The following is a 20,599-nucleotide window of genomic DNA, read 5'->3' as shown; positions in this document are numbered from 1 at the left end:
ATCGATTGCAATTATGCCTGGATTGCGGATAGACTGGGAATCAAAAGCCGGGGCCCTCAGGGAGCCTGACGGTAGGACCAAATCTCCAATCCAGTGAAAGTGGTATGAAGCAAGAACAACAAATCAAACATAAGACCCACCCCTGGGGCCTGGTGGAGAGTAGCTTCCAGCCTGAAGACTACTGTCTCAATGCCACCCTCTTCTCCCTTGGCAATGGTTATATAGGGCTGCGCGGCGCCTTTGAAGAAGGCTACGACCCGGAGCCCTTTACAGATGGCTGCTACCTGAACGGGGTCTATGCCAGTGAACCCATCACCTATGGTGAATCCGCCTACGGCTATGCGCGCAATAACCAGCGAATGTTGACCGTTCCCGACGGTAAGACCATCTATATCTTCCTGGATGGAGAGCGCTTTAGTCTCGCTCAAGGAGAGCTGCTCAACTACGAACGCCGACTGGATATGGCCGCAGGGATAAGTGAAAGGAAACTCACCTGGCGCTCACCTCAAGGCAAAACGATTGAGCTCAAGGTACAGCGCCTGGTTTCCCTCAGTGAAAAGAACCTGCTGGCTTTGCAATTGGAGCTCACTCCTGTCGATTTTGAGGGCGAGGTACGACTGCAATCCTGCCTGGATGGTGACCTTGCCCAGGCAGAACACAGTGATGACCCGCGCCTGGCCTCCCCCATAGATCGGGGAGATATCGAGTGGCAGGAAAATACAGCTGATAATGGTTATCTCGCTCTGCCCTTATCTGTTAAGAGCAGTGGCTTCTCTATACGCTGTGCTGCCCTGCACGTTTGTAAGAGCGACAGCGATTACACATCCAGCAATCTCCGCAGTGAAGATTGTGTTTCGGTGGACTACCGCTTTAACGCCCGCCGCAACACCCCAATTCGCCTAACAAAGTATGTCGCCTACTTTGCACAACAAAATGCTGATCCCATATCAGCAAGCGAGTTGCATCACTACCTGGAGCGCTGTGCCGATAAAAGCTTTGCGGAGCATATCGAAACCCAGCGTTTACAAATGGACAATTTCTGGCTCCAATCCGATATTCAAGTCAGCGGAAACGATGCCCTGCAACAGGGGATTCGTTTCAACCTGTACCACTTGTTCCAATCCCTGGGCCGGGACGGCCATACCAATATTGCAGCCAAGGGGCTTTCCGGTGACGGCTATGACGGTCACTACTTCTGGGATACAGAAATCTATGTGCTGCCCTTTTTCCTCTACACCCAGCCGGAACTAGCCCGCGGCCTACTGGAATACCGCCACTCAATTCTCGACGCAGCTCGAAAAAGAGCGAGGGAGATGTCGATTCAAAAGGGTGCCCTGTTTCCGTGGCGTACCATCGGCGGTGAGGAATGTTCAGCCTATTACCCCGCAGGCACAGCGCAATATCATATCAACGCTGATATTGCCTACGCCGTACGACACTATTGCCGGGTCACCGGCGATATCGACTTTCTTCGCAGTAAGGGCGCAGAAGTCGTAATAGAAGGCGCCCGCATGTGGATGGAGATTGGCCACTTCAATGCTCTTCGCGACAACCGATTCTGCATTAATGAAGTTACCGGTCCAGACGAATACACAGCCCTGGTAGATAATAATTTCTACACAAACCTGATGGCCAAGGCTCACCTTGAATATGCTGTTGAAGTATTTCAATGGCTGAAAACATTCGATCCCACAGCTTGCGATGAGTTGGCCCTGCGTATTCAGCTGGATAAAACAGAAATCGATAACTGGGCGAAAGCAGCAGAAACCATGTACCTGCCCTACGATGAAAAACAGGGCATACATCCCCAGGACGATAGCTTTCTAAACAAACCCCGGTGGAATTTTTCAGAAACACCGGCCGACCAGTATCCCCTATTACTTCACTACCATCCCCTGGTGATCTACCGACACCAGGTGTGTAAGCAGGCTGATGTCGTACTCGGCTTACTATTGGAAAGCTCAGAGTTTTCCATCGAGCAGAAGCGTCGTGATTTCGACTTCTACGAACCGCTCACTACTCACGATTCCACTTTGTCCGCTTGCATTCATAGCATTATTGCCAGTGAAGTTGGTTACCCGGAAAAAGCCCTGAACTACTTCCAGCAAGTAGCGAGAATGGACCTGGACAACCACCACAACAATACCCAGCACGGCATTCACACCGCCTGCATGGGGGGCACTTGGATGTGTATGGTCCAGGGATTTGCCGGCATGCGCCTGCACGGCAATGAACTCAATTTCAATCCGTACCTACCTAATGGCATGGACGGCTATCGTTTCCGACTGCAATTCCGTGGCCGCACAATCGCAGTAGATATCGATTCAAACAGAGCCAGATACACCCTGGTGAAAGGTGAAGCCCTCAGCCTCCATCACGGCAAGAAAATCCTGTTCCTGGAAACACCGGGGCATACAGAAACCATTCAAATGGCACAGATGGAGGAGGTATCCTGATGATCTATCGTGCAGCAATTTTTGACCTGGATGGCGTTATTGCCGATACCGCCCGTCTCCACTTACTGGCATGGCGGCAGCTCGCTGAGGGGCTCAATCTCCCCTGGGCAGCGGATACTGAAGAACGCTTAAAGGGCCTCGAAAGAATGGCCTCCCTGGAAGTTATACTCGGGAATAAAAGCAGCGAGTACAGTGAAGAGGCAAAAATCGCTCTTGCCGCTAGAAAAAACAGTCGCTACCAGGAATTGATCCGCAGCCTGTCCCCCGCAGACCTGTTGCCAGGCGCAGGCGAACTGCTTACATGGTTAGATTCACAGCAAATTCCTGTCGGCCTCGCCTCGGCGAGTAAAAATGCAGCGGCAGTACTGGAAGCCCTGGGAATATCCCGCTACTTTTCCGTTATCGCAGATCCAGAAAAGTCAGCACCTAAACCTGCTCCAGATATATTTCTCGCCGCCGCTAAAGGCCTGGGTGTTGATCCCGAGTTTTGTATTGCTTTTGAAGATGCTGCCGCTGGAGTCAGCGCAATTAAATCAGCCGAAGGTATGACTGCGGTAGGCATAGGTAGTCCTGAGGTGCTGAAAGATGCCGACTACCCCCTAGCAACCCTGCTGGAATTCACACCAAATGACTTTTTCTTATCTGTTCTAGCAGAGTCAGGCGTTCGTCAAAACAAGAACCTCGACAAACAGCCCAACGAGAAAACAGGTTAATACTATACAGCCCCCGATATCCAAGGGGAAAGCTATAATGTACAGCGAACAACTATATAAGTTGATTAAAGCTATATCACACCGGCGAATTCCGATGTGATCTTTCAGTAAGCGATCAGGATTTACTTCAAGACTCGTACGCTTTATTACCAAACATCAGATAAATAGATAAAATTATTGATAACTTTCTAGTAAATAATTTTACAGTTTTATTCATCAATACAAGCCCCCACGACAACATCTGCTGTATTACCAAACCAGGTATTTAAGCAAGGAGTGGGGTTAACATCCTCAAGGTCGGTAGAATTGTTATCTATTGCCACATTGCCAACAATTACATTGCCGGATTGGCTATCCATGGTAAAGCAGCTGGGGGTTGAGGGTCTGGACAACAATATCCCTACCGAAGTGCCGGGAATAGGGCTTATAAACCAGTGAGTTCAACAATATTTTGAGCAAAAAAATTACCATCGCTACAAATTTCCATACCATAATTACTAAAACTGGATATTCTATTAGATAACACAGTCGAATTATCTGCCCCAAGGTCAAAAAAGATACCAGTATCTGCAAACCCATCTGAACTGATAATTTCGTTATCTATCACAGTTGAATTACTGCCGGCAATAAACACACCACTATCACCAAGTGGTAAAATAATTGTCGAACCAGACAACGTAGTGTGTCCGTTGTTGATGGGCAGGATCACTTCACCTTTTTGCAAGGAGAAATAAATATGCGTCAATGCGCTTCGCTTCTGGCCATCCTCCCTTGTTATAATTGAATTCGACTTAAACACCTGAAGAAATTTTCCGCCTTCAGGATGGTCAATCAAATTATCAGGTGTGATATAGCAATCCTTGCAATGACATAGAACAGTGGGGGTTACTGCATTCTACTTTGTCGTAAAAGATTTCAGTTGAGAATCATATTGCCCCCTTCAAGGTATATATCAGAGGGATATCATTTCCTTTATATGAGAGATAGAACTTACCCCTTTCACGCTCTTCCATCCCATCAAAACAATTATATGGGCTAAATGGGTATTCCTTAATTTGAGAGATATGGATACCATGCTTCAATAAGGCGTTAACAACGTCGCTAATTGGATGCGACCAAGTGGCCAGGGTAGATTTTTCACCTGGGTCATTCTCGGTATAGGTGCCCTGCTCTTCAATATCCGGTTCAGTTCGATGGAAGTAAGAATACCCTGAGAAAATATCATAGAACGGATGGAACTCAGCAATATAGAAAATACCTCCGGGTTTAAGCCTCTCAGAAACTATTGATGCCCATAATTCTATATCTGGCAGCCAGCAAAGTGCGCCATAAGAAGTAAAGACAATGTCATACTTTTGAATATCTGAACGTCCAAAAGTATAGATATCAGAGCAGATAAACTCTGCGTGTAAACCGGAACGCTCAGAGAGCGTCTGCGCTTGTGCAATAGCTACTGAGGAAATATCTACTCCAGTAACTCGCGCACCCAAGCGAGCCCAGGACAAGGAGTCCAAACCAAAGTGACACTGTAAATGGAGTAAAGTTTTTCCGGACACATCGCCAATGTCAGAAAGCTCAACATCATTTAAGGTAGATTTACCTTGTAGAAACCCCTCAACATCATAAAATTCAGATTTTAAATGGATACGGGCACGTTTGTCCCAGGAGTTTTTGTTAATTTTAAAGTAGTCCAAAAGTCACCTCCCTGGTGTACAAGCCTGTCTTTTCTATAAACTTGCAATAGCCTAAAAATATTCCGCTTAATTTATATTTTTCAAGCAGGATTAATTAGAAATTGACACTCCACATAGCAAATTCCTGAAAGAATCAGATACTCCTAAGAATCCGAATATTAGCTATCAACAGCATTGAAAGTCAGAGGTATTACAAAATTGTTCGAATATTCTCTGATTGGGCAAACGCTAGAAAAGGGACAAAGCTCTACCCTTCATTAGCCTCATCATATCTTAGGCGCGCTTTGCGAATTTCAAGATGATGCTCATCTGCCCAGGATACCAATTTCCACACGGCTGCAGATAGCCCTTCTCCCAACTCCGTTAACTCATATTCCACTTTAACTGGGACTTGGGGGAAGACCGTACGCAGCACAAAACCATCACGCTCTAAATCACGTAGTGTTTGCGTCAACATCCGCTGTGAAATCCCTTCAATGCGAGACTTCAAGGAATTAAAGCGGTCAGGGCCATCAACAAGGGCAAACAAAATCAGAATGGACCACTTGTCACCAATCTGGGCTACCACATTGCGAATGGGACATTCCTCATCATTCACAAACACGCGTCTCTCATTGTTATTGCTCTGCGATCCCATCACTCGCCCACCCAGGTTATCAAAAGGTAACTTAATCACTTAATAGTGCCTTATTGTAAGCCAATACTCAAATAAGTAATCTAGTATACATAAGTAACCAATCTTCCATCGCATACAGACTGACATAGATAAAAACCCACTTATGACACAGGCCCTCTTGAACAAAGCACTCACCCAGTACGTTACCGACAATCCGACGACCACTGAAGATCCATTTTCGCCTCAGTTTGTCTCTGTTGGGAAATACAGTGTTCGCTTTCTGCGCAAAGAAAAACCACAAGTACCAACCCTGTTACTGCTCAACGGCCTCCCACAAAGTATTAGGATGTGGGAATCTTCCATCGAAGCGTTTAGTGAAAAGTTTGATGTACTAGCCATCGATATTCCCGGTTTTGGTCTATCAAAAGCAGAAGAAGGAGATATGGCCCCAGGTAACTTGAGTGAAGCCCTTGTTCAAATATTGAACTACTTCAGTATTGAGCAGGCCCACCTGGTAGGTCCAGATGTTGGAGTACCTATTGCGTTGACTGCTGTTATTAACCACCCGCAACGATTCTTGAGCTTAAATATCTTTGATGGCCCCGGCACCTATCCACCGAAACTCTCGCCTATCCTGATGACAGTAATCAAGTCACCATTTATTCGCTGGCTAGCCAAAGGATTAAACAGGAAACCGGTAATGAAAACTAATTTCTTGACAGCAATCAAAGATGGTTATCACACCTACAAGCCAAGTAAGCGCGCCATTCAAGAATACTATGACATCTGCTTTAACAGCCATAACCACAAATGTGCAATTAGCTTCTTTGGTACATACTCAAAAGAGTTACCTTGGATAGAGAAGAGACTTAAAGACATCAAAGTTCCGACATTAATCACCTGGGGTAAGCAGGACCCATTTGTTTTGGTCGATAATGCGAAGCTCATATCTAAACATATACCCAACAGTAAACTGGTTATATTTGACAATGCATCTCATTTCTCTTCAGAAGATGCGGGTCAAGACTATATAGATTTAATAGTTAATTGGGTTGAAAGTGGTCACTTGAAGAAGAAAGCGGTTTAGGTCTTTTTTTTACATCTATCTTAATTAACACTTAACCAACAATATAATTAAAAGTGGCGTTTAATTATTGCGCCACTAAGTTATAGAGTCAAAATCAGTATCACATATCCATAGGATACTCTTTACAAAAGAATTTTAAACCATCGACTTTGCTAATGTTCAACCTCACGTTCTCCCTTTGCAGGGTCAATGGGTGAGGAACCCATCAATTTACGCCCTAGGTCTGAAGCATAGACTCCTGCCGCCAATATTACGATAGCGCCAAATAAAGTCATTCCGTCAGGTAACTCATCAAAAATTACAAAGCCAATAATGATGGCCCAAAATAGCAGAGCATAGCTAAAGGGCTGTAAAATCGAAGCTGGAGTAAGTGCTAGCGCCTTAATCAGTAAATAATGCCCCGTAGCTCCTAAGAACCCATTAAAGATCAATAATTGCCAACCCGTGACTGACGGCTCGACCCAATAAAAAGGGGTTAACCCACCAAAAATTATAAGGCCGATAGAAGCGGTGTAGAAAACCGTTGTGTCGGGACTATCAAAGTGTGACACACGACGAGAAAGGACTTGATACGCAGCCCATAAGATGGCCCCACAGACTGGTATCAAACTTTGCCAACTCATTACTCCCAGCCCAGGCCGAATAATAATAAGAGCCCCTATAAACCCAATTGTAACACTCATCCAACTCCTGGAATCTATCTCCTCCCCTAAGAACCATCCGGCCATTAATATAGCAATTAAAGGTGCCATCGCTGCGATAGCATGCACATCGGCCAAAGGCATAATACTAAAAGCAAAGATAAATACTGAAACCTCGAGAGTCAAAACGATAGAGCGCAGTAACTGAGTGCCAAATATGCCACTTCGAATGCTTCCCAAATCGCCCTTTAATCTCGCTATGACTAAAACAATGAAGAAAAATATAGCAAAACGAACCGCCAGTATTTGAACAATGGGGTAGTCTTGTACGAGTATCTTGCCTGTTGCATCCATACCAGCCAGGCAAAGCATTGCTAAAATAGTCAGGGCAATTCCGTGACTGTCTTTAATATCCAATTTAAACTCTCAAATAGAAGCTACAACTCTACATAAACAAAGGAATTGAAGTTTTTAAATAAGGTATGTTGCAATTCCACACCCTCAAATATTTTGTGCTGGCATTGGCTAATATATTCCCTGAAAACATCATATATCGAGCAGAGAATACCCTACTGTAAGGCCCTAAGCTGTATATTCTGAGCTTTTATTTCATTGATAAAGATTGAATCTGTTTCCTCTGCCAATTTGAGTGAGCGCTCTGAGGCATCCATTGCGTTCTTTAGTTTACTATTCAACCTGTATGCAGTTGCCAGACTATCCCACAAAATCTCAGAATTGGGGAAATCCTTAGTACCCTGTTCTAGAATCTCAACCCCCCAATCAGGCTTCCCTTCATAGGCGGCCTTAAGCCCATAGACATTATACTGGTGTACAGACAAAGGGAAGAGGAAACCGTATTCGTCAACTTTGGATTTATAGAACTCCTTTAATTCAATTAGGGGCATGACATCAACTTCAGGCACGGCATTCCAACCAGAAAAAATCGCTTGCAATCCTTTTGCATTCCCTATCAGTGGTGTACTGTCATGCGTCTCATCGGGGAATTCTGCATGAGAAAAATATAGTTTCGGTCTTGGTTCGCCATTTAAGGCATGAATCATCGCATTAAAAGCTTCCGGCATTTCATTTGGCTCACTTGCCATACTCAAAAACCATCTAAAAGGCCTCTCACTTTTACTTAAATGGTTATCCTTATACTCCTGTACAAGCACAGAATTATCCCACCATAAGCTAGGGCTAATAGAAATTGCTGCATCAAAATCAGATCTACCATGAATGGCAAGGTAACTGGTATATAGTCCGGAAAGTGAATGACCTGAGATTATAGAATAAGGAGCAATTCGAAACTTCTTATTTAAAATTTCTGAGAGCTCCTCCTGCAAGAAGCTAGTCAACAAATCAGCTTTCCCAGAGCGGCCAGCGTAAGCTTTTGGCTCAGTGTGAGTAAAATACGCAAGTCGCTTTTGAGTGCTTATTCCTACAACAATCATTTCAGGTATAACCGCATATGTGCTGTAAAAATGCACACTAGATGCCATATGATTGAATTGTGTCGAACCATCCAATATCACCAAAAGAGGATAAGAAAAGCTACTGGAGTGGTGATAGGTATCTGGTAGTGATACTCTAACAGTGACTTCTTCCCCAAGATTTTCTGAGCTTACATGGAAATGCTCTACCTCACTAAGCGCTTCAACAGAAAGCAACAACAATAAAACCAGAAAAAATCTCACTTTATAGTCCTCTCGCCACAATCCTGCCCATGAAACTGGATACTCAATTACTCATACTCTCTTTTATGCCTAACAGGCTTCACACAAGTCCACTATGAGTGCTCATAATACCAATTATCATCCAGGCAATATATATCCGGCCGCTTGCTATACCCTATTAACATTAATCATTAATTCTGCCTGGGCCAGATGCAACCAGCATACAATTATACTGGTTAGCAAATACTTACAGGTAAATCTTAGTGGTCTACCTGCTTAAATAACTGAAGGATTGAATCTCAGGGGGCTGGAAGTAAATATACGGTAGGCAAACACTTATCCGAAGACCTTAATTCCCTGACGAACCTCTGCTTATCGCCCAGGGTAATCATGAGTGTATATCGGTAGTTCATCTTCAATCTTACACCATGAAGGCATCTCACTTACCCACATATGGCCAGACACATTTACTGAGGGCCTGTTATCAAGTAACCCCAGTCGAACACGACAAAGATCAGGTTGCGACTCTACTTCAACGAAGATCGGTGCAAAGCATGTATGTTGTGTCTTCCCTGGCTTAGAAATATATTGTGAAAGTTTCTGTCGTTTGCCAACCATTGCAAACTGACTTCTACTAACCAATGCTACCACTGAATAATCAGCTCCACTCAACTTCCTACACGTTTCACAATAGCACCTACGGACATCCAAAGACGCTTCGTCAATTACAAATTGAATACTCTTACAGTGACAACTTCCTTTGATCATAATTTAGTTGAACTCATAAATACTAAAATTAAATATCGCCTCCAAATATACAACTTGTCATTTAACAAAAAAAGAAATGCCGGGACCATTCTGACCCGGCACTGGCTGAACCTTACTTTTCAGTAACTGCTAAAGAGAGCTTGAAGTGACAGAGTGCTTTTTCAGCGATTTCTTTACCGTATTCCTGCACGAAGTGACCACCTTCCTCAATTTTGAGTGGTTCTGGACAGCCTTTTATAATACCTCTAAGCATCTCCATCACTTTCTCACCTAGGACAAGGTCTCTCATTCCAATCGCCATAAAGCTTTCTCCACTCCAGGTCTTTGACCAGAACTCTCGAGCCCTTAACCCCAGTTCTACACCCTCCATTTCAGGGTCAACCGGTACAATTGAAGGGAATCGACGGACTCCAGCCTTATATCGATTGTCGGGAAAAGGGGCATCATAGGCTACTATATCGAACAGATTGACCTCTGATCGCGCATCGTTGGCAATTAACCCTCCCACAGGGATTTCCGGTACGCTAATAGAGAAATTTCTCCAATGATAGAATCCCTCAGATGCACCATCTCCCGCTGCAATAGCCGTATTCATAACTAACAGTCGAGTAAATCTACCCGGCATATCCATTGGGAGGGTCAATCCCAATAGTCCACCCCAGTCCTGACAAACCAAAGTGATGTTTTTCAGGTCCAAGTGCTCAATCAGGCGCATCAGGCTATTGCGATGAAAGTTAAAGGTGTACACATCTTCTCTCACCGGTTTGTCAGAGCGACCAAATCCAAACAAATCCGGAGCAATTACACGGTGCCCAGCCTCAACGAATACAGGGATCATTTTTCGGTATAAGTAACTCCAGCTGGGTTCTCCGTGAAGGCAAAGAAAAGTGGTGTCCGCATCCCGCTCCCCCTCATCGATATATGCCATGCGCATGGAATCATAACCTTCCAGGCTATCAACATAGTTAGGACAATAAGGAAAACCTGGCAATACAGAAAAGCGCTCCTCTGGAGTTCTTAATCGTTCAATAGACATTAGCAACCCTCTTTTAGTTGAAAGTTAGGCAAGCGCCTTACCTGTCTAACCTCTGTCAGGCTTGCCGCATAGGAGCTCAGAAACTACCCATTGCAGTACTTGTATAGGCGCTTCATACTAGAAAAAAATATTCATAGAAAAATATATCGACTGTCTTGTCAGATATTAAGGATAAATTTGCTCCTTAAACATGGCATGATCTTTAATTTCAACGCGCGAAAGATCTATTAGGTGCCAAATTGTCGAAAGTATCTTAATACATCATTTTGATTAGTCTAAAGCCGCTAGTTTCAGTACAATCAGACCCAACAATTCCAATAAAATCGAATTTGTTATCAATGATCCGTCAGTAAAGATATGGGGTTCATGTACAACTGCACTTCATTATAGATACCTCATAAAACTTTAAATATAAGTAGCAATATCTCCCTACAAACAGAAACTTTCTTCCTCGGAATATTCGCGCAATGTCATTATATTAAACAACATCAATCGACAGGCTTTACTAGTATCTTCGATCTAGCAAGTAATACTCATTTTAATATCTTCAAACTTAAGACTTCCGATTCTTATATCCATCTGACTTTCTCACTGAGGACTTACATAGCAACAATAAACTTTTCGTAGAGCTACAGATATGGATACTTTTCAGCCAACTGTAATTTATATACTTTAACTTTTTGACTCAGAGCTGGGAGTGTAAAAACTCGTAATATATTGACCTTCATTTCGCGGCTTTTAAGCATCTATCTACACCTTGTGTGCTTTATCCGAGATAGTCAAAAAAAGTATAAACATAAAAATGGCTTTACCATTTTCTTATTTCGGACAGGCACGACACACCTCCAGATACCAATAAACGGAGTTACATGTGTAATACATACTCAGCAATATTTCACGATAGAAATATAAAAGACTCTATCTTTTATAGATTTAAAGCTTACCTACCCCCCTACATAGTTACTAGGATCAACTATCGGCAGCAGGAAAGGTAATGACTCACATTTAGACTTGAACAATGAGAACCACTATTCGTTTTAATCCAAATTTAATTTAAGTGGCTACAATCCCCATCGTGAGCAGTGAAATTTTTTATGTTCAAGCAAAATGATTGAGGGCTAAATTTCCAGGCAATAAAAAAGCCGCACACTAGGGAAGTGTGCGGCAAAGCTTGGAAGCCTATGGGAGAGGCATGAGATTAAAAGTCGTATGCGAAGCTCAGCTTGATATTGCGCGGCAATATATAACGGACATTAGAAGCTAGAGGATCGCGAGGATCTCCTTCAGTAATACCATCTTCATCAGTCAAGTTGTCCACGGCCAACTGCACAGTAATATCATTGATATAGGCCACTGCACCCAGGTCAACTTTGGTGTAGGCTGGCAAGGTTACTTCGTTACTGCTGCCGTTGAAACGATCACCTACCCGGCTCACGTCAGTATACACAGCCATATCAATATTATTCAGCGTGAAATCATAGTTCTGGCTCAGGCGTACCTGATACTCTGGTTGGCGCATAACCTGATTGCCTTCATACTCACCACTCGTGATTTCTGGCTTTTGCAGGGTGGTATTTAACCCAAAGGTGAAATCTCCCCAATGAACTTTGCCGTCCAATTCGAGACCTAGCGCTTCAGTCTCCAAGCGAGTACAGGTACTGCTGCCAATAATACAGTCAGGCATACCCTGGGTTTCGTTGTAGAACAGGGTCGCGAAGAGAGAGTAATCCTGTTCTTGTAACTTATATCCAAGTTCGTACTGGTCAATATCGATCACAAGGTCAGATCCCGCCAGGAAGCTGTCACCAAACTCGCGATAATTGTCAAAGTCAGCAAATTTAAAGCCGGAATTGATACGGAAGAAGGTTCCCATATTTTCGGCAAATGCCCAGTCCACCGCCGCTGTATAGGCAGTGCCATCTTCATCGGCTTTATAGGTGGTGAAGTTTCCGTCACGCTCACCGTGATCCACAGAGTAATTGGTTTTGCGATTCGCGGAACGTACTCCCAGGTCGAAGGTAAAGTCTCCTAAGTAGAACTCGCCTGCGAGGTAAAAAGCATTTTCACGGGCATCGCCCACGGCGTCCACATCATACTTCCAATCACAAGTAGAGATATCTACAGATGTATTACAGGCAAGGTCGCCGGTAAGCTCAGAACCATCTGCAGTTCCGGTAATCAGCTCCCCATCTTGGCCCAATACGTAGTATTTCTGGTTACCCAGTGACCACCATTCGTCCACTTCCCAGCTTGAGGTATAATAACCAGCTGTTACTTTAAAACTATCCCACTCTTTTGCCAGGCTGATGTCATTTGTCGTAGCCTCAATATCTTTACGCACCACCCAGGCACCAAACTGCTGTACCAGAGTATCGCTGCTGAGTTCATTTCCAGACGCAGTAACTACAGTTTGATCTGTAAGGGAACTTACTGATACAGGCGAACCGTTAGGAACAAAACCCAAAGTATCAGCGTTACCCGCAGTTAATCCAAAGCGTTCGGTGAGACTCCAGCCGTTCCCCAGATCCAGCTCCAGATAAGCACCGGCTACATTGCCATTCCAGCCGCGTCCTTCCCCCATGTCGAAAGTTTCCCAGGTGGTTTCTGAGCCACCATTACCATCAGCCTGAGTGATAGGTACTGAAACTTTGCGATTACTGGGGCCTACCTGGGTGTAGTCTGTTGCTAAAAATGCAGCATTGGGCAAATACCAGGTACCGGTATCTTTTGTATCCCGAATATAGAAACCCGCTTTGCCATTATCCATCTCTTTAGTGATGTGCAGGGTAAACTGGTGTCCCTCCTCCGCATCGAAACCCGCATCACGAATACCTGGAGAAGAAGATACGTAACCTCCAACCATATAGTAAACATCATCCGAAACCTTACCGGTCATCACGGCATCGGTCCGCTGCAGATCATAGTCAGAGAGGGTGTACTTAAAGCGCCCCTCTGTCTCTTCTGTGCCTTCCTTCAAGATAAAGTTGGTGGTCAGACCAGGTTGTCCATTGGAGAAAACCGGATTGGGTCCACCACGCAAAGCCTCCACTCGCTGTATAGTTTCATCTACACGGAATAGAGATGAGTTTTCCAAGAACGAGAGTGTCGGCGCTGGGTATAGCGGTAGTCCATTCATGGACACCGTTACAAAGGGGGCATCACTACCGCCAGGAAAACCCCGAACATCAATATTAGCTCCAGAAACACCGCCGGAGCTCTCTACCCAAAGGCCAGGAACTGACTTCAACAGGTCTGCAGTACTTGAAGGAGAGGCTTTGCTAATCTCCTCATCACTTAAAGTTGTGATTGAAAAACTGGCATCCAGCTTACGCATGCCCGCACCGCCGGGGGTGCCCGTGGTGATAACTTCTTCCATCACCATTTCGTTTTCAGGGCTAATCTCTTGGGCTGCGGCATATGCGCAAAAGCCAACTGAGAGCGCGGCCAGGGATACGGCCTGCGCCAAAGGTTTCTTGCTCATCAACTCTTCCCTCTCATCGTCATTCTTATCTGTTCTGATGCTGCGGTAATATTGTTATCAAGCGAATGCAATCGATTGCAAAAAGACTGCAAACCCTACTTAAGACACCGTCTTTTTAACTATAAATCGCAATTGCAATCGATTGCAAACTGAATTGATGGACATTTTTGAACAAACAGTCACAAAATCCCCTTTTTATGCCAAGAATCAAGATTGAGAGTCAGCAACAGACAAGTTTTCAACACTACTTAATATTCATATGTGGAAACTGCCCGCAGATGTTCTTAAATTTTTAAGAGACTGGTCCCTGCCGGGGACCATAATGTCAAATAGACAGGCATTTAGCCGCATATAGCTCACAAAAGAACCAATGAGTCAGGAGGTTTATCGTGGACAGAAGCAAGTGCCAACAGGTGAAGCATCATTCACATACTCACGGTAGCCACTGCGGCCATACCGCGATCCAGCACGGGGATCATATCTGCTATCTCCATGACGGCCGCCTACACCGTGCCCATCAAGACCATTATGATGAGCATGTCTTAGAGGTCAGCACTCGTAACCCAGACGGATGCCATCCAATCGCTGGGGGCTATGATAACTCGCATGTTCACGGCGAGAATTGTGGACATGAACAGGTACCCCACGGGGACCATATTGACTACTTGGTAAATGGCCGGCTACACCATGTTCACGGTGACCACTGTGATGATCATGGGCCGGTTGAATTGACTAAAGGTCATTAGAGCTAAGCTGTTTCAGCCAGGCTCAGTCTAGACCCAAAATTTTTCTAAAGCCTTATTATCGGAGACACCTTCGATGCTACTGGCTGGGATTAGCAACTATTTAGTCTATATCGCAAGCTCAACCACACCTGACTAAAGGCTCTGAACAATTCAGCAGACCTCAAAGCTTTTGAGATCCCCAAATTTTAAAATACTGAGCAGCCTGGATAAAAGCTGCTTCCAAAAGTCAGCAAAGCACATTGGCCAACGCCTGGAAACTATTGGCCTGGTGGCAAATATTCTTCTGTGCAACTCTTTTATTCTCCCAATGTGAAAAAACAAAAATCACAACGTTATCAGGCCTGGACAATTGCAAACAGCAAACAGCCAACTGTCAGCCTGTAGTCCAATGTTCATCAGTTATTTTTTTAAACAAAGTGGATCAGGCGCTCTTCAAAAGAACCGCTATCAGCAGTCGCACTCGCTGACAGCACTGAATAAACAAGTCTCGATTTTTATTTGTTGGTAAATACACAGTAAATCATATAGAAACTGCTTCCTTTGGAAAGGACAGTATCCCAACCATCAGAGGACTGATAGAACTCACACTGCCTAAAGTCGATAACGTCCCTGTATTTGGCAAAGATTCCTATGGCTACAACAATAGCCTGAAAGATAATCCGGTTTCGATATAAATATCGCTTTTTTTGCCTTGGGCTGTAAGATCAGTCAGTAAAGCATTCCAACAGGTAAGCTCAGTTAATTCGGTGAGTTTAGTAATATAGTTTGAAACGATGTAAGTAATCAGGTTTTCCCTCTATATCCTGAGAAACTAATGGTAGTGCCTTACCAGGCGGGAGAGGAAAAGCTTTATCTTTAGGGCTAAACTGTATATATTTCGACAAATCTAGAATTTATGATCAAACCATGATGGAAATTGATGAAGTCGCCAAATCACTTAAAGAGCTGGGACATCCAACCCGGTTGTTAATTTACAAAAAGGTTGTCAAAGCCGGTTTGCCAGGTATTCCTGTAGGCAATATTCAAGAGCAACTAAATATCCCCGGCTCAACCCTTTCCCACCATATATCAAGCCTGATCTCAGCGGGATTGATCTTCCAGCGGCGGGAAAGCCGTACTCTTTACTGTGTAGCCGAGTATCAGCACCTGATTGAGGTTATTCAATTTTTACAAGATGAGTGCTGCCATGATGATTTCAACACTCCGGTAAAATGTCCTGACATCAAGTGTTCGCTACCAGATCAACATTAATCAACCTCGTAAATAAACTAGGTGGCTAATTACAATCAAGTGAATGGAGATACCAGACAGCGTTCCCAGTGGAGCTGGAGCTATAGAATGGCAGCTTTGCCGATAACCTTAAACCATAAACAGCTGGTCACAATTTTGTCAGATTCTGGATATAAGCATGTCGCGCCGCTGGAAAAGTTACAATTAGTTTCGCCAACATTCGAACAAACCCTTTACTGACGGAAGAGTTTGAGCTGAAAATTCGCCTGATGATTTCTGTTTTACGGATAGTCGCCGCACCTATTTTATGCCTCTCGACTGAATAGCTGTCTACTCTCCCCTCAACAATTGCATCAATTGCAGCTATTGCATCCGCAATACCCAGATTCATCCCTTTTGCACCAACTGGAGAATGACAATGTGCGGCATCCCCAATCAAGAGAACACGCTGGAATCGATAGCTCTCTGCTTGGCGAATCGAGATTTGAAAGCTGCCAGTACTTCGAACCTTGCTGATTTTTAATGGATATTCCAGCGCCTCCAAAGCATCTGGTTGAGTCGCAACCACTCTTAAGCGCTGTTTTTCCATGGGTAGCACAATAGTAAATTGATTACCCGGTTTTTGAACATCCACGCTAACCAATTCAGGATCCCAGCCTCCCTCTATATCTACATCCGCAACCCCCCATGGCTGCGGCAAATCTTTGCCAGGGTATGAAATACCGAGCTTCTCACGGATCGTAGAATGAACGCCATCAGCAGCAATTACCCAATCAAAATTATCGGCGCTACCATCTGAAAGTGTTACGGCAGCCCCACAATTTGAAGATTCTATTTCAACAGCAGCTATGCCATATTCAACTGAAATTCCCTTTTCAAGTAAAAAGTCTCTCAGAATTTCCTCAGTTCGATTTTGTGGCAGCCCAAGGCCGACATACTCTTTGTACGCTGCGCCTCGATTATCTAGAAATAACAGAGGTCTACCCGCCTGAAGATATTGAACTTTGCAAAGCTGCATTGCTTCAGATTCAAAGATATTCGGAACGCCAACATTAACAAGGCGTTTAATTGTACAGGGAAAAATACCAACCGCCCGAGAAAGCTTGCTGGGTTCAGTTCGGCGTTCAACCACTCTACAGCGGATGCCATAGGAAGATAAAGCGCAGGCCGCTGCGAGCCCTGTCGGGCCGGCTCCAACCACTAGTACTTGATATGTATCGCTCACTTTTACTTTCACAAATCCACAAAAGAACTCATTTCTATTGTAGAAGCCCATATTAGGGCCAAAATGACGACATGAATCGACTCCAGGTGAAAACGAAACTCAACCACTGTAGGTGCCAACCAATAAGCTATGGTAAAATCTCGATTTCAGGGCAAGTCCTTTTATGATCGATCTCAGTATCTTACCCGCTTTCTTGATCGCAGCGACCATCCTCGCTATCTCTCCAGGTCCAGATCTGCTATTAATATCTGCTTACTCCTCGGCTCGTGGATCGACTGCTGGAATAATGATTTCACTGGGTATTTTTACTGCCGGAATGCTACAAACAGCTTTAGTTACTCTCGGGCTCGGTCATATCATGCAGACGATGCCGCTGGTTGCACTGGCAATAAAACTGATAGGCGCCACATATTTAGCCTGGCTTGGAATAGCATTACTTAGAGGCTGGTTTTTAAATAAAACGACTCCAAGCAGCCTACCAGATACCTTAGCCCTATCAGCAAAGCAACTGATATTTCGGGGCTTACTCAACAATTTGATGAACCCCAAAGCCTTGCTCTTCTTTAGTCTTTTCCTGCCCCAGTTTACCGTATCAACTCAGGCTATCACGCCTCAAATCCTTATTTTAGGATCACTCTTAAGTATTACGGCACTGGCTTTTAATACTCTGATATCCATCTCGTTTAGTATGTTAGGAAGATCTCTTACTACCCGCGCCAATGTCCACAGGCATTTGGATGGTTTCCTCGGTATCACTTTCCTCGGTTTGGCCACACGCCTGGCGGTTGATCGCTAACTAATATTTGACATTCATATGGACGCCTGGAAGTAAACTGTGAAAATATACGAGCTATTCAAGCACATCCTATAACCTAATGGAGACTTCCATGCGAATAGCGGTACTCTCTGACATCCATAGTAATATTTATGCCCTGGATGCCATTATTGATGACCTTAGGAAGAGAGGTGCAGACCTGACCCTGAACCTGGGTGACATTTTGTATGGTCCTATTGCCCCAAGAAGAACTTATGAGCGTTTAATGGAACAGGATTACATCACCATCCGTGGCAACCAGGATCGGCAAATTTACGAAGCAGCACCTACTGAAATTGACAGCAACCCAACCCTGCAATTTATTCTGCAAGATCTGGGTACTGAACCCGTACAATGGATGAAGCAGTTGGCTCCCAGCTTACAGATCACTGATGAAGTATTTATTTGTCACGGAACTCCCAACGATGACCTTACTTATCTGTTGGAAGATGTCAGCAGCGGACATCCCCAACTGCGCCCCAATCATGAAATCCTGGGCCTGCTTGGAACGATTCACTCAAAAGTAATTCTATGTGGACATACACATATCCCTCGCAGCGTCTGTGTGAGTAGTGGCCAGTTGATCGTTAACCCAGGTAGTGTTGGACTACCAGCTTATGCCGATAGTGAACCACAACCACATTCTATGGAAACCTTCAGCCCTCATGCGAGTTACGCCTTAGTGGATAGAAGCAAAGAGGGAACCTGGAATGTAGAGTTCTTCAATGTAAGTTACGATACAGATAGCGCCGCCCGGGACGCCGTGGCACGCAAGCGAGAAGACTGGGGTTTCTATCTATCTACGGGACGAGCCAGCTAACCCCCCCTCAAAGATTATGAATCAAAAAGGAAGTAACTACGTGGAAGATTATCGCCCCTGGAATATGGAGAAAAACACCTTTCTGATGTTGTTGCACCTAAGCCAGCTGGCCTGGGTCATTATTCCCGGTGCGGGCTTTATTTTGCCAATTATTATGTGGGCAACAACAAAGGATCGATTGCAAGAAATTGATAAGCACGGCAAGATGATATTCAATTGGATGCTAAGCTTGTTTATCTACTCAATTGTTTTTGCAATCCTGATAGTTATTGGTATCGGCATTCTCGGACTAATTATATTGGCGATTATCAATGTGATATTTATTATCATTGGTGCAATCAGGGCCAATGAAGGTCTATTTTGGCGTTACCCTCTAAGCATTCGCTTTTTTGGCTAAATTGACGGCTTCTCTGGCTTTCCAGCTAAAATGGAATAGCTGGTGAATTTTTACTGATTTATCAATATCAACTAACACAAGGCACACAGATTAAGTTAAATCAGCTGGCCAGTACAACATAGATACTTACCAGCCCACAGACCACCCAAAGACATTAAAGCCCAATAAGAATTTCCCTCTCGCTATCAAGAAAACTAAAACAAACTGATAAGCCCTTAGATTAACATAAGACTATCACTGACTCCGTTACTGAACCTGAAGCTATAAATATAGATGTATATATCTTTGTTTCTAGATTCAGCATAGGAGTGGACGCAACCACTTCAAGTCAATTACCTAGCTATCACCTCTCCCGGTATAGAACCTCAACCAGGAAAAGTAAATTGAAAACCCTACAGGAATAAAAAAGGTGAAAATATATTCTACATTTCCAAGAAATCCAGGCAGCCCCTTTAGTGCTACATAGGCACTCGCAGTAAAACCAGACAGAAAGACAACAACAAAGGCTGCATTTGAACGCCAAGTTATTGAATCTTCAAGTTCAGCCCCACTAAGAAAGTTAAATAGCCCCCACATACCTATAGTTCCCAGGAATACAATGGCTATTGGAATCATAAAATCGGAGTAATTAATATTGTCCGGGTTACCTTCCGGGTAACTCTCTGTAATGATTGATAATATCCCAGAAAACCAAGTCGGCACTAGCAACCAGGAAACAACCAGTAGAGCAAACATTGGAATGAAAGCCACTGTTATTGATATTTTATGTTCCTTTAGACTCACAACAATTACCACGGATATTTATATATAGTGACTATATAATTTGAGACATCAAATTAAACCAGCCAACATTAGGACCTAACTACCACCTGCCTGACGGTCAACTATGATTTGACTTATTAGCTGCCTGGGCATCCTTAACCGGCTGAGTAATAATCAAAAAAGCGGCGTATGCTAGCCATGAAAATAACAGGATACCAATAATCCAACCAAATTTGGCACCTCCATGGGAGCGACTGGAAAAAAGCACATGCGCTGCCGGCAAAATAAATAGCAATAAAAGTACCAACAGGATGATCAATTGCAAGATACTGATCCCACCAACTTCCATAAAGGACTCCTAGCCCAACATTATTATTTCTTAGCGAATAGGTTATCAGTTTACCCTGGCTGATTAGGTCAGCCTAGACCTCAAATTGAAA

19 protein-coding genes are annotated in these 20,599 nt (G+C 44.1%); 7 read left to right on the top strand and 12 right to left on the bottom strand.

The genetic code is table 11. From position 1 onward, the window contains the following. The first annotated feature begins 104 nt into the window (after window positions 1-104). Window positions 105-2,456: a glycoside hydrolase family 65 protein gene (locus BTJ40_RS09085; RefSeq protein ID WP_108732785.1), complete on the top strand. Its 2,352-nt coding sequence runs from the start codon at window positions 105-107 to the stop codon at window positions 2,454-2,456. Next, the gene (gene pgmB / locus BTJ40_RS09080) at window positions 2,456-3,169 is read left to right on the top strand and encodes a beta-phosphoglucomutase (protein ID WP_192879394.1); all 714 of its coding nucleotides are present in this window, start codon (window positions 2,456-2,458) and stop codon (window positions 3,167-3,169) included. The genes BTJ40_RS09085 and pgmB overlap by 1 nt, the downstream gene beginning before the upstream one ends. A gap of 209 nt (window positions 3,170-3,378) precedes the next feature. Here pgmB and BTJ40_RS22265 read toward each other — a convergent pair whose 3' ends face one another. The 4 genes from BTJ40_RS22265 to BTJ40_RS09065 all read right to left on the bottom strand — a co-directional run bounded on the left by BTJ40_RS22265 (window position 3,379) and on the right by BTJ40_RS09065 (window position 5,539). Next, window positions 3,379-3,561 carry a hypothetical protein gene (locus BTJ40_RS22265; RefSeq protein WP_157953977.1) on the bottom strand — a complete coding sequence of 61 codons (183 nt, stop codon included), beginning with the start codon at window positions 3,559-3,561 and terminating at the stop codon, window positions 3,379-3,381. A gap of 32 nt (window positions 3,562-3,593) precedes the next feature. After that, window positions 3,594-4,004, bottom strand: coding sequence for a cupin domain-containing protein (locus tag BTJ40_RS09075; RefSeq protein WP_255422882.1), 411 nt, complete (start codon window positions 4,002-4,004; stop codon window positions 3,594-3,596). Window positions 4,005-4,095: 91 nt separating this feature from the next. Further along, window positions 4,096-4,863 (bottom strand): bifunctional 2-polyprenyl-6-hydroxyphenol methylase/3-demethylubiquinol 3-O-methyltransferase UbiG, encoded by a 768-nt coding sequence (locus tag BTJ40_RS09070; RefSeq protein WP_108732782.1) that lies wholly within the window; start codon window positions 4,861-4,863, stop codon window positions 4,096-4,098. A 247-nt stretch (window positions 4,864-5,110) separates the two neighbouring features. Then, window positions 5,111-5,539: a helix-turn-helix domain-containing protein gene (locus tag BTJ40_RS09065; protein ID WP_202862876.1), complete on the bottom strand. Its 429-nt coding sequence runs from the start codon at window positions 5,537-5,539 to the stop codon at window positions 5,111-5,113. 103 nt (window positions 5,540-5,642) lie between these two features. Between BTJ40_RS09065 and BTJ40_RS09060 the strand changes: the two genes are divergently transcribed. After that, window positions 5,643-6,566 carry an alpha/beta fold hydrolase gene (locus BTJ40_RS09060; protein WP_108732781.1) on the top strand — a complete coding sequence of 308 codons (924 nt, stop codon included), beginning with the start codon at window positions 5,643-5,645 and terminating at the stop codon, window positions 6,564-6,566. A 152-nt stretch (window positions 6,567-6,718) separates the two neighbouring features. Here the strand turns inward: BTJ40_RS09060 and BTJ40_RS09055 are convergent, their stop codons facing one another. The 5 genes from BTJ40_RS09055 to BTJ40_RS09035 all read right to left on the bottom strand — a co-directional run bounded on the left by BTJ40_RS09055 (window position 6,719) and on the right by BTJ40_RS09035 (window position 14,165). Then, window positions 6,719-7,624 (bottom strand): DMT family transporter, encoded by a 906-nt coding sequence (locus BTJ40_RS09055; RefSeq protein WP_108732780.1) that lies wholly within the window; start codon window positions 7,622-7,624, stop codon window positions 6,719-6,721. Between the two features lie 152 nt (window positions 7,625-7,776). Continuing rightward, window positions 7,777-8,901, bottom strand: a complete 1,125-nt coding sequence (locus tag BTJ40_RS09050) for an alpha/beta hydrolase (protein WP_108732779.1) — start codon at window positions 8,899-8,901, stop codon at window positions 7,777-7,779. 351 nt (window positions 8,902-9,252) lie between these two features. Next, on the bottom strand, window positions 9,253-9,648 hold the full coding sequence (locus BTJ40_RS23130) for a GFA family protein (protein WP_108732778.1): 396 nt from the start codon (window positions 9,646-9,648) through the stop codon (window positions 9,253-9,255). Window positions 9,649-9,760: 112 nt separating this feature from the next. Continuing rightward, window positions 9,761-10,684: a haloalkane dehalogenase gene (locus tag BTJ40_RS09040; protein ID WP_108732777.1), complete on the bottom strand. Its 924-nt coding sequence runs from the start codon at window positions 10,682-10,684 to the stop codon at window positions 9,761-9,763. Window positions 10,685-11,882: 1,198 nt separating this feature from the next. Further along, window positions 11,883-14,165: a TonB-dependent receptor gene (locus BTJ40_RS09035; RefSeq protein WP_108732776.1), complete on the bottom strand. Its 2,283-nt coding sequence runs from the start codon at window positions 14,163-14,165 to the stop codon at window positions 11,883-11,885. Window positions 14,166-15,817: 1,652 nt separating this feature from the next. On the opposite strand from BTJ40_RS09035, the gene BTJ40_RS09025 reads away from it, so the two are divergent. After that, window positions 15,818-16,162, top strand: coding sequence for an ArsR/SmtB family transcription factor (locus tag BTJ40_RS09025; protein WP_369974274.1), 345 nt, complete (start codon window positions 15,818-15,820; stop codon window positions 16,160-16,162). A 127-nt stretch (window positions 16,163-16,289) separates the two neighbouring features. Here the strand turns inward: BTJ40_RS09025 and BTJ40_RS09020 are convergent, their stop codons facing one another. Then, a complete protein-coding gene (locus tag BTJ40_RS09020; RefSeq protein WP_108732774.1) occupies window positions 16,290-17,417 on the bottom strand; it encodes an NAD(P)/FAD-dependent oxidoreductase in 1,128 nt (375 codons plus the stop codon). A 112-nt stretch (window positions 17,418-17,529) separates the two neighbouring features. Between BTJ40_RS09020 and BTJ40_RS09015 the strand changes: the two genes are divergently transcribed. From BTJ40_RS09015 to BTJ40_RS09005, 3 genes are all read left to right on the top strand, one after another. Further along, a complete protein-coding gene (locus BTJ40_RS09015) occupies window positions 17,530-18,162 on the top strand; it encodes a LysE family translocator (RefSeq protein ID WP_108732773.1) in 633 nt (210 codons plus the stop codon). Between the two features lie 91 nt (window positions 18,163-18,253). Next, window positions 18,254-19,000, top strand: coding sequence for a metallophosphoesterase (locus BTJ40_RS09010; RefSeq protein WP_108732772.1), 747 nt, complete (start codon window positions 18,254-18,256; stop codon window positions 18,998-19,000). Between the two features lie 40 nt (window positions 19,001-19,040). After that, on the top strand, window positions 19,041-19,397 hold the full coding sequence (locus BTJ40_RS09005) for a DUF4870 domain-containing protein (RefSeq protein WP_238152171.1): 357 nt from the start codon (window positions 19,041-19,043) through the stop codon (window positions 19,395-19,397). Between the two features lie 336 nt (window positions 19,398-19,733). Here the strand turns inward: BTJ40_RS09005 and BTJ40_RS09000 are convergent, their stop codons facing one another. After that, window positions 19,734-20,180, bottom strand: a complete 447-nt coding sequence (locus BTJ40_RS09000) for a hypothetical protein (protein WP_157953975.1) — start codon at window positions 20,178-20,180, stop codon at window positions 19,734-19,736. A 97-nt stretch (window positions 20,181-20,277) separates the two neighbouring features. Continuing rightward, window positions 20,278-20,508 (bottom strand): hypothetical protein, encoded by a 231-nt coding sequence (locus BTJ40_RS08995; RefSeq protein ID WP_108732769.1) that lies wholly within the window; start codon window positions 20,506-20,508, stop codon window positions 20,278-20,280. Between the last annotated feature and the right edge of the window lie 91 nt (window positions 20,509-20,599).

It is taken from the genome of Microbulbifer sp. A4B17, from assembly GCF_003076275.1.
Classification (GTDB): domain Bacteria; phylum Pseudomonadota; class Gammaproteobacteria; order Pseudomonadales; family Cellvibrionaceae; genus Microbulbifer.
The sequence above is the reverse complement of the archived record's forward strand: the minus strand, read 5'-3'. Positions and strand labels throughout refer to the sequence as shown.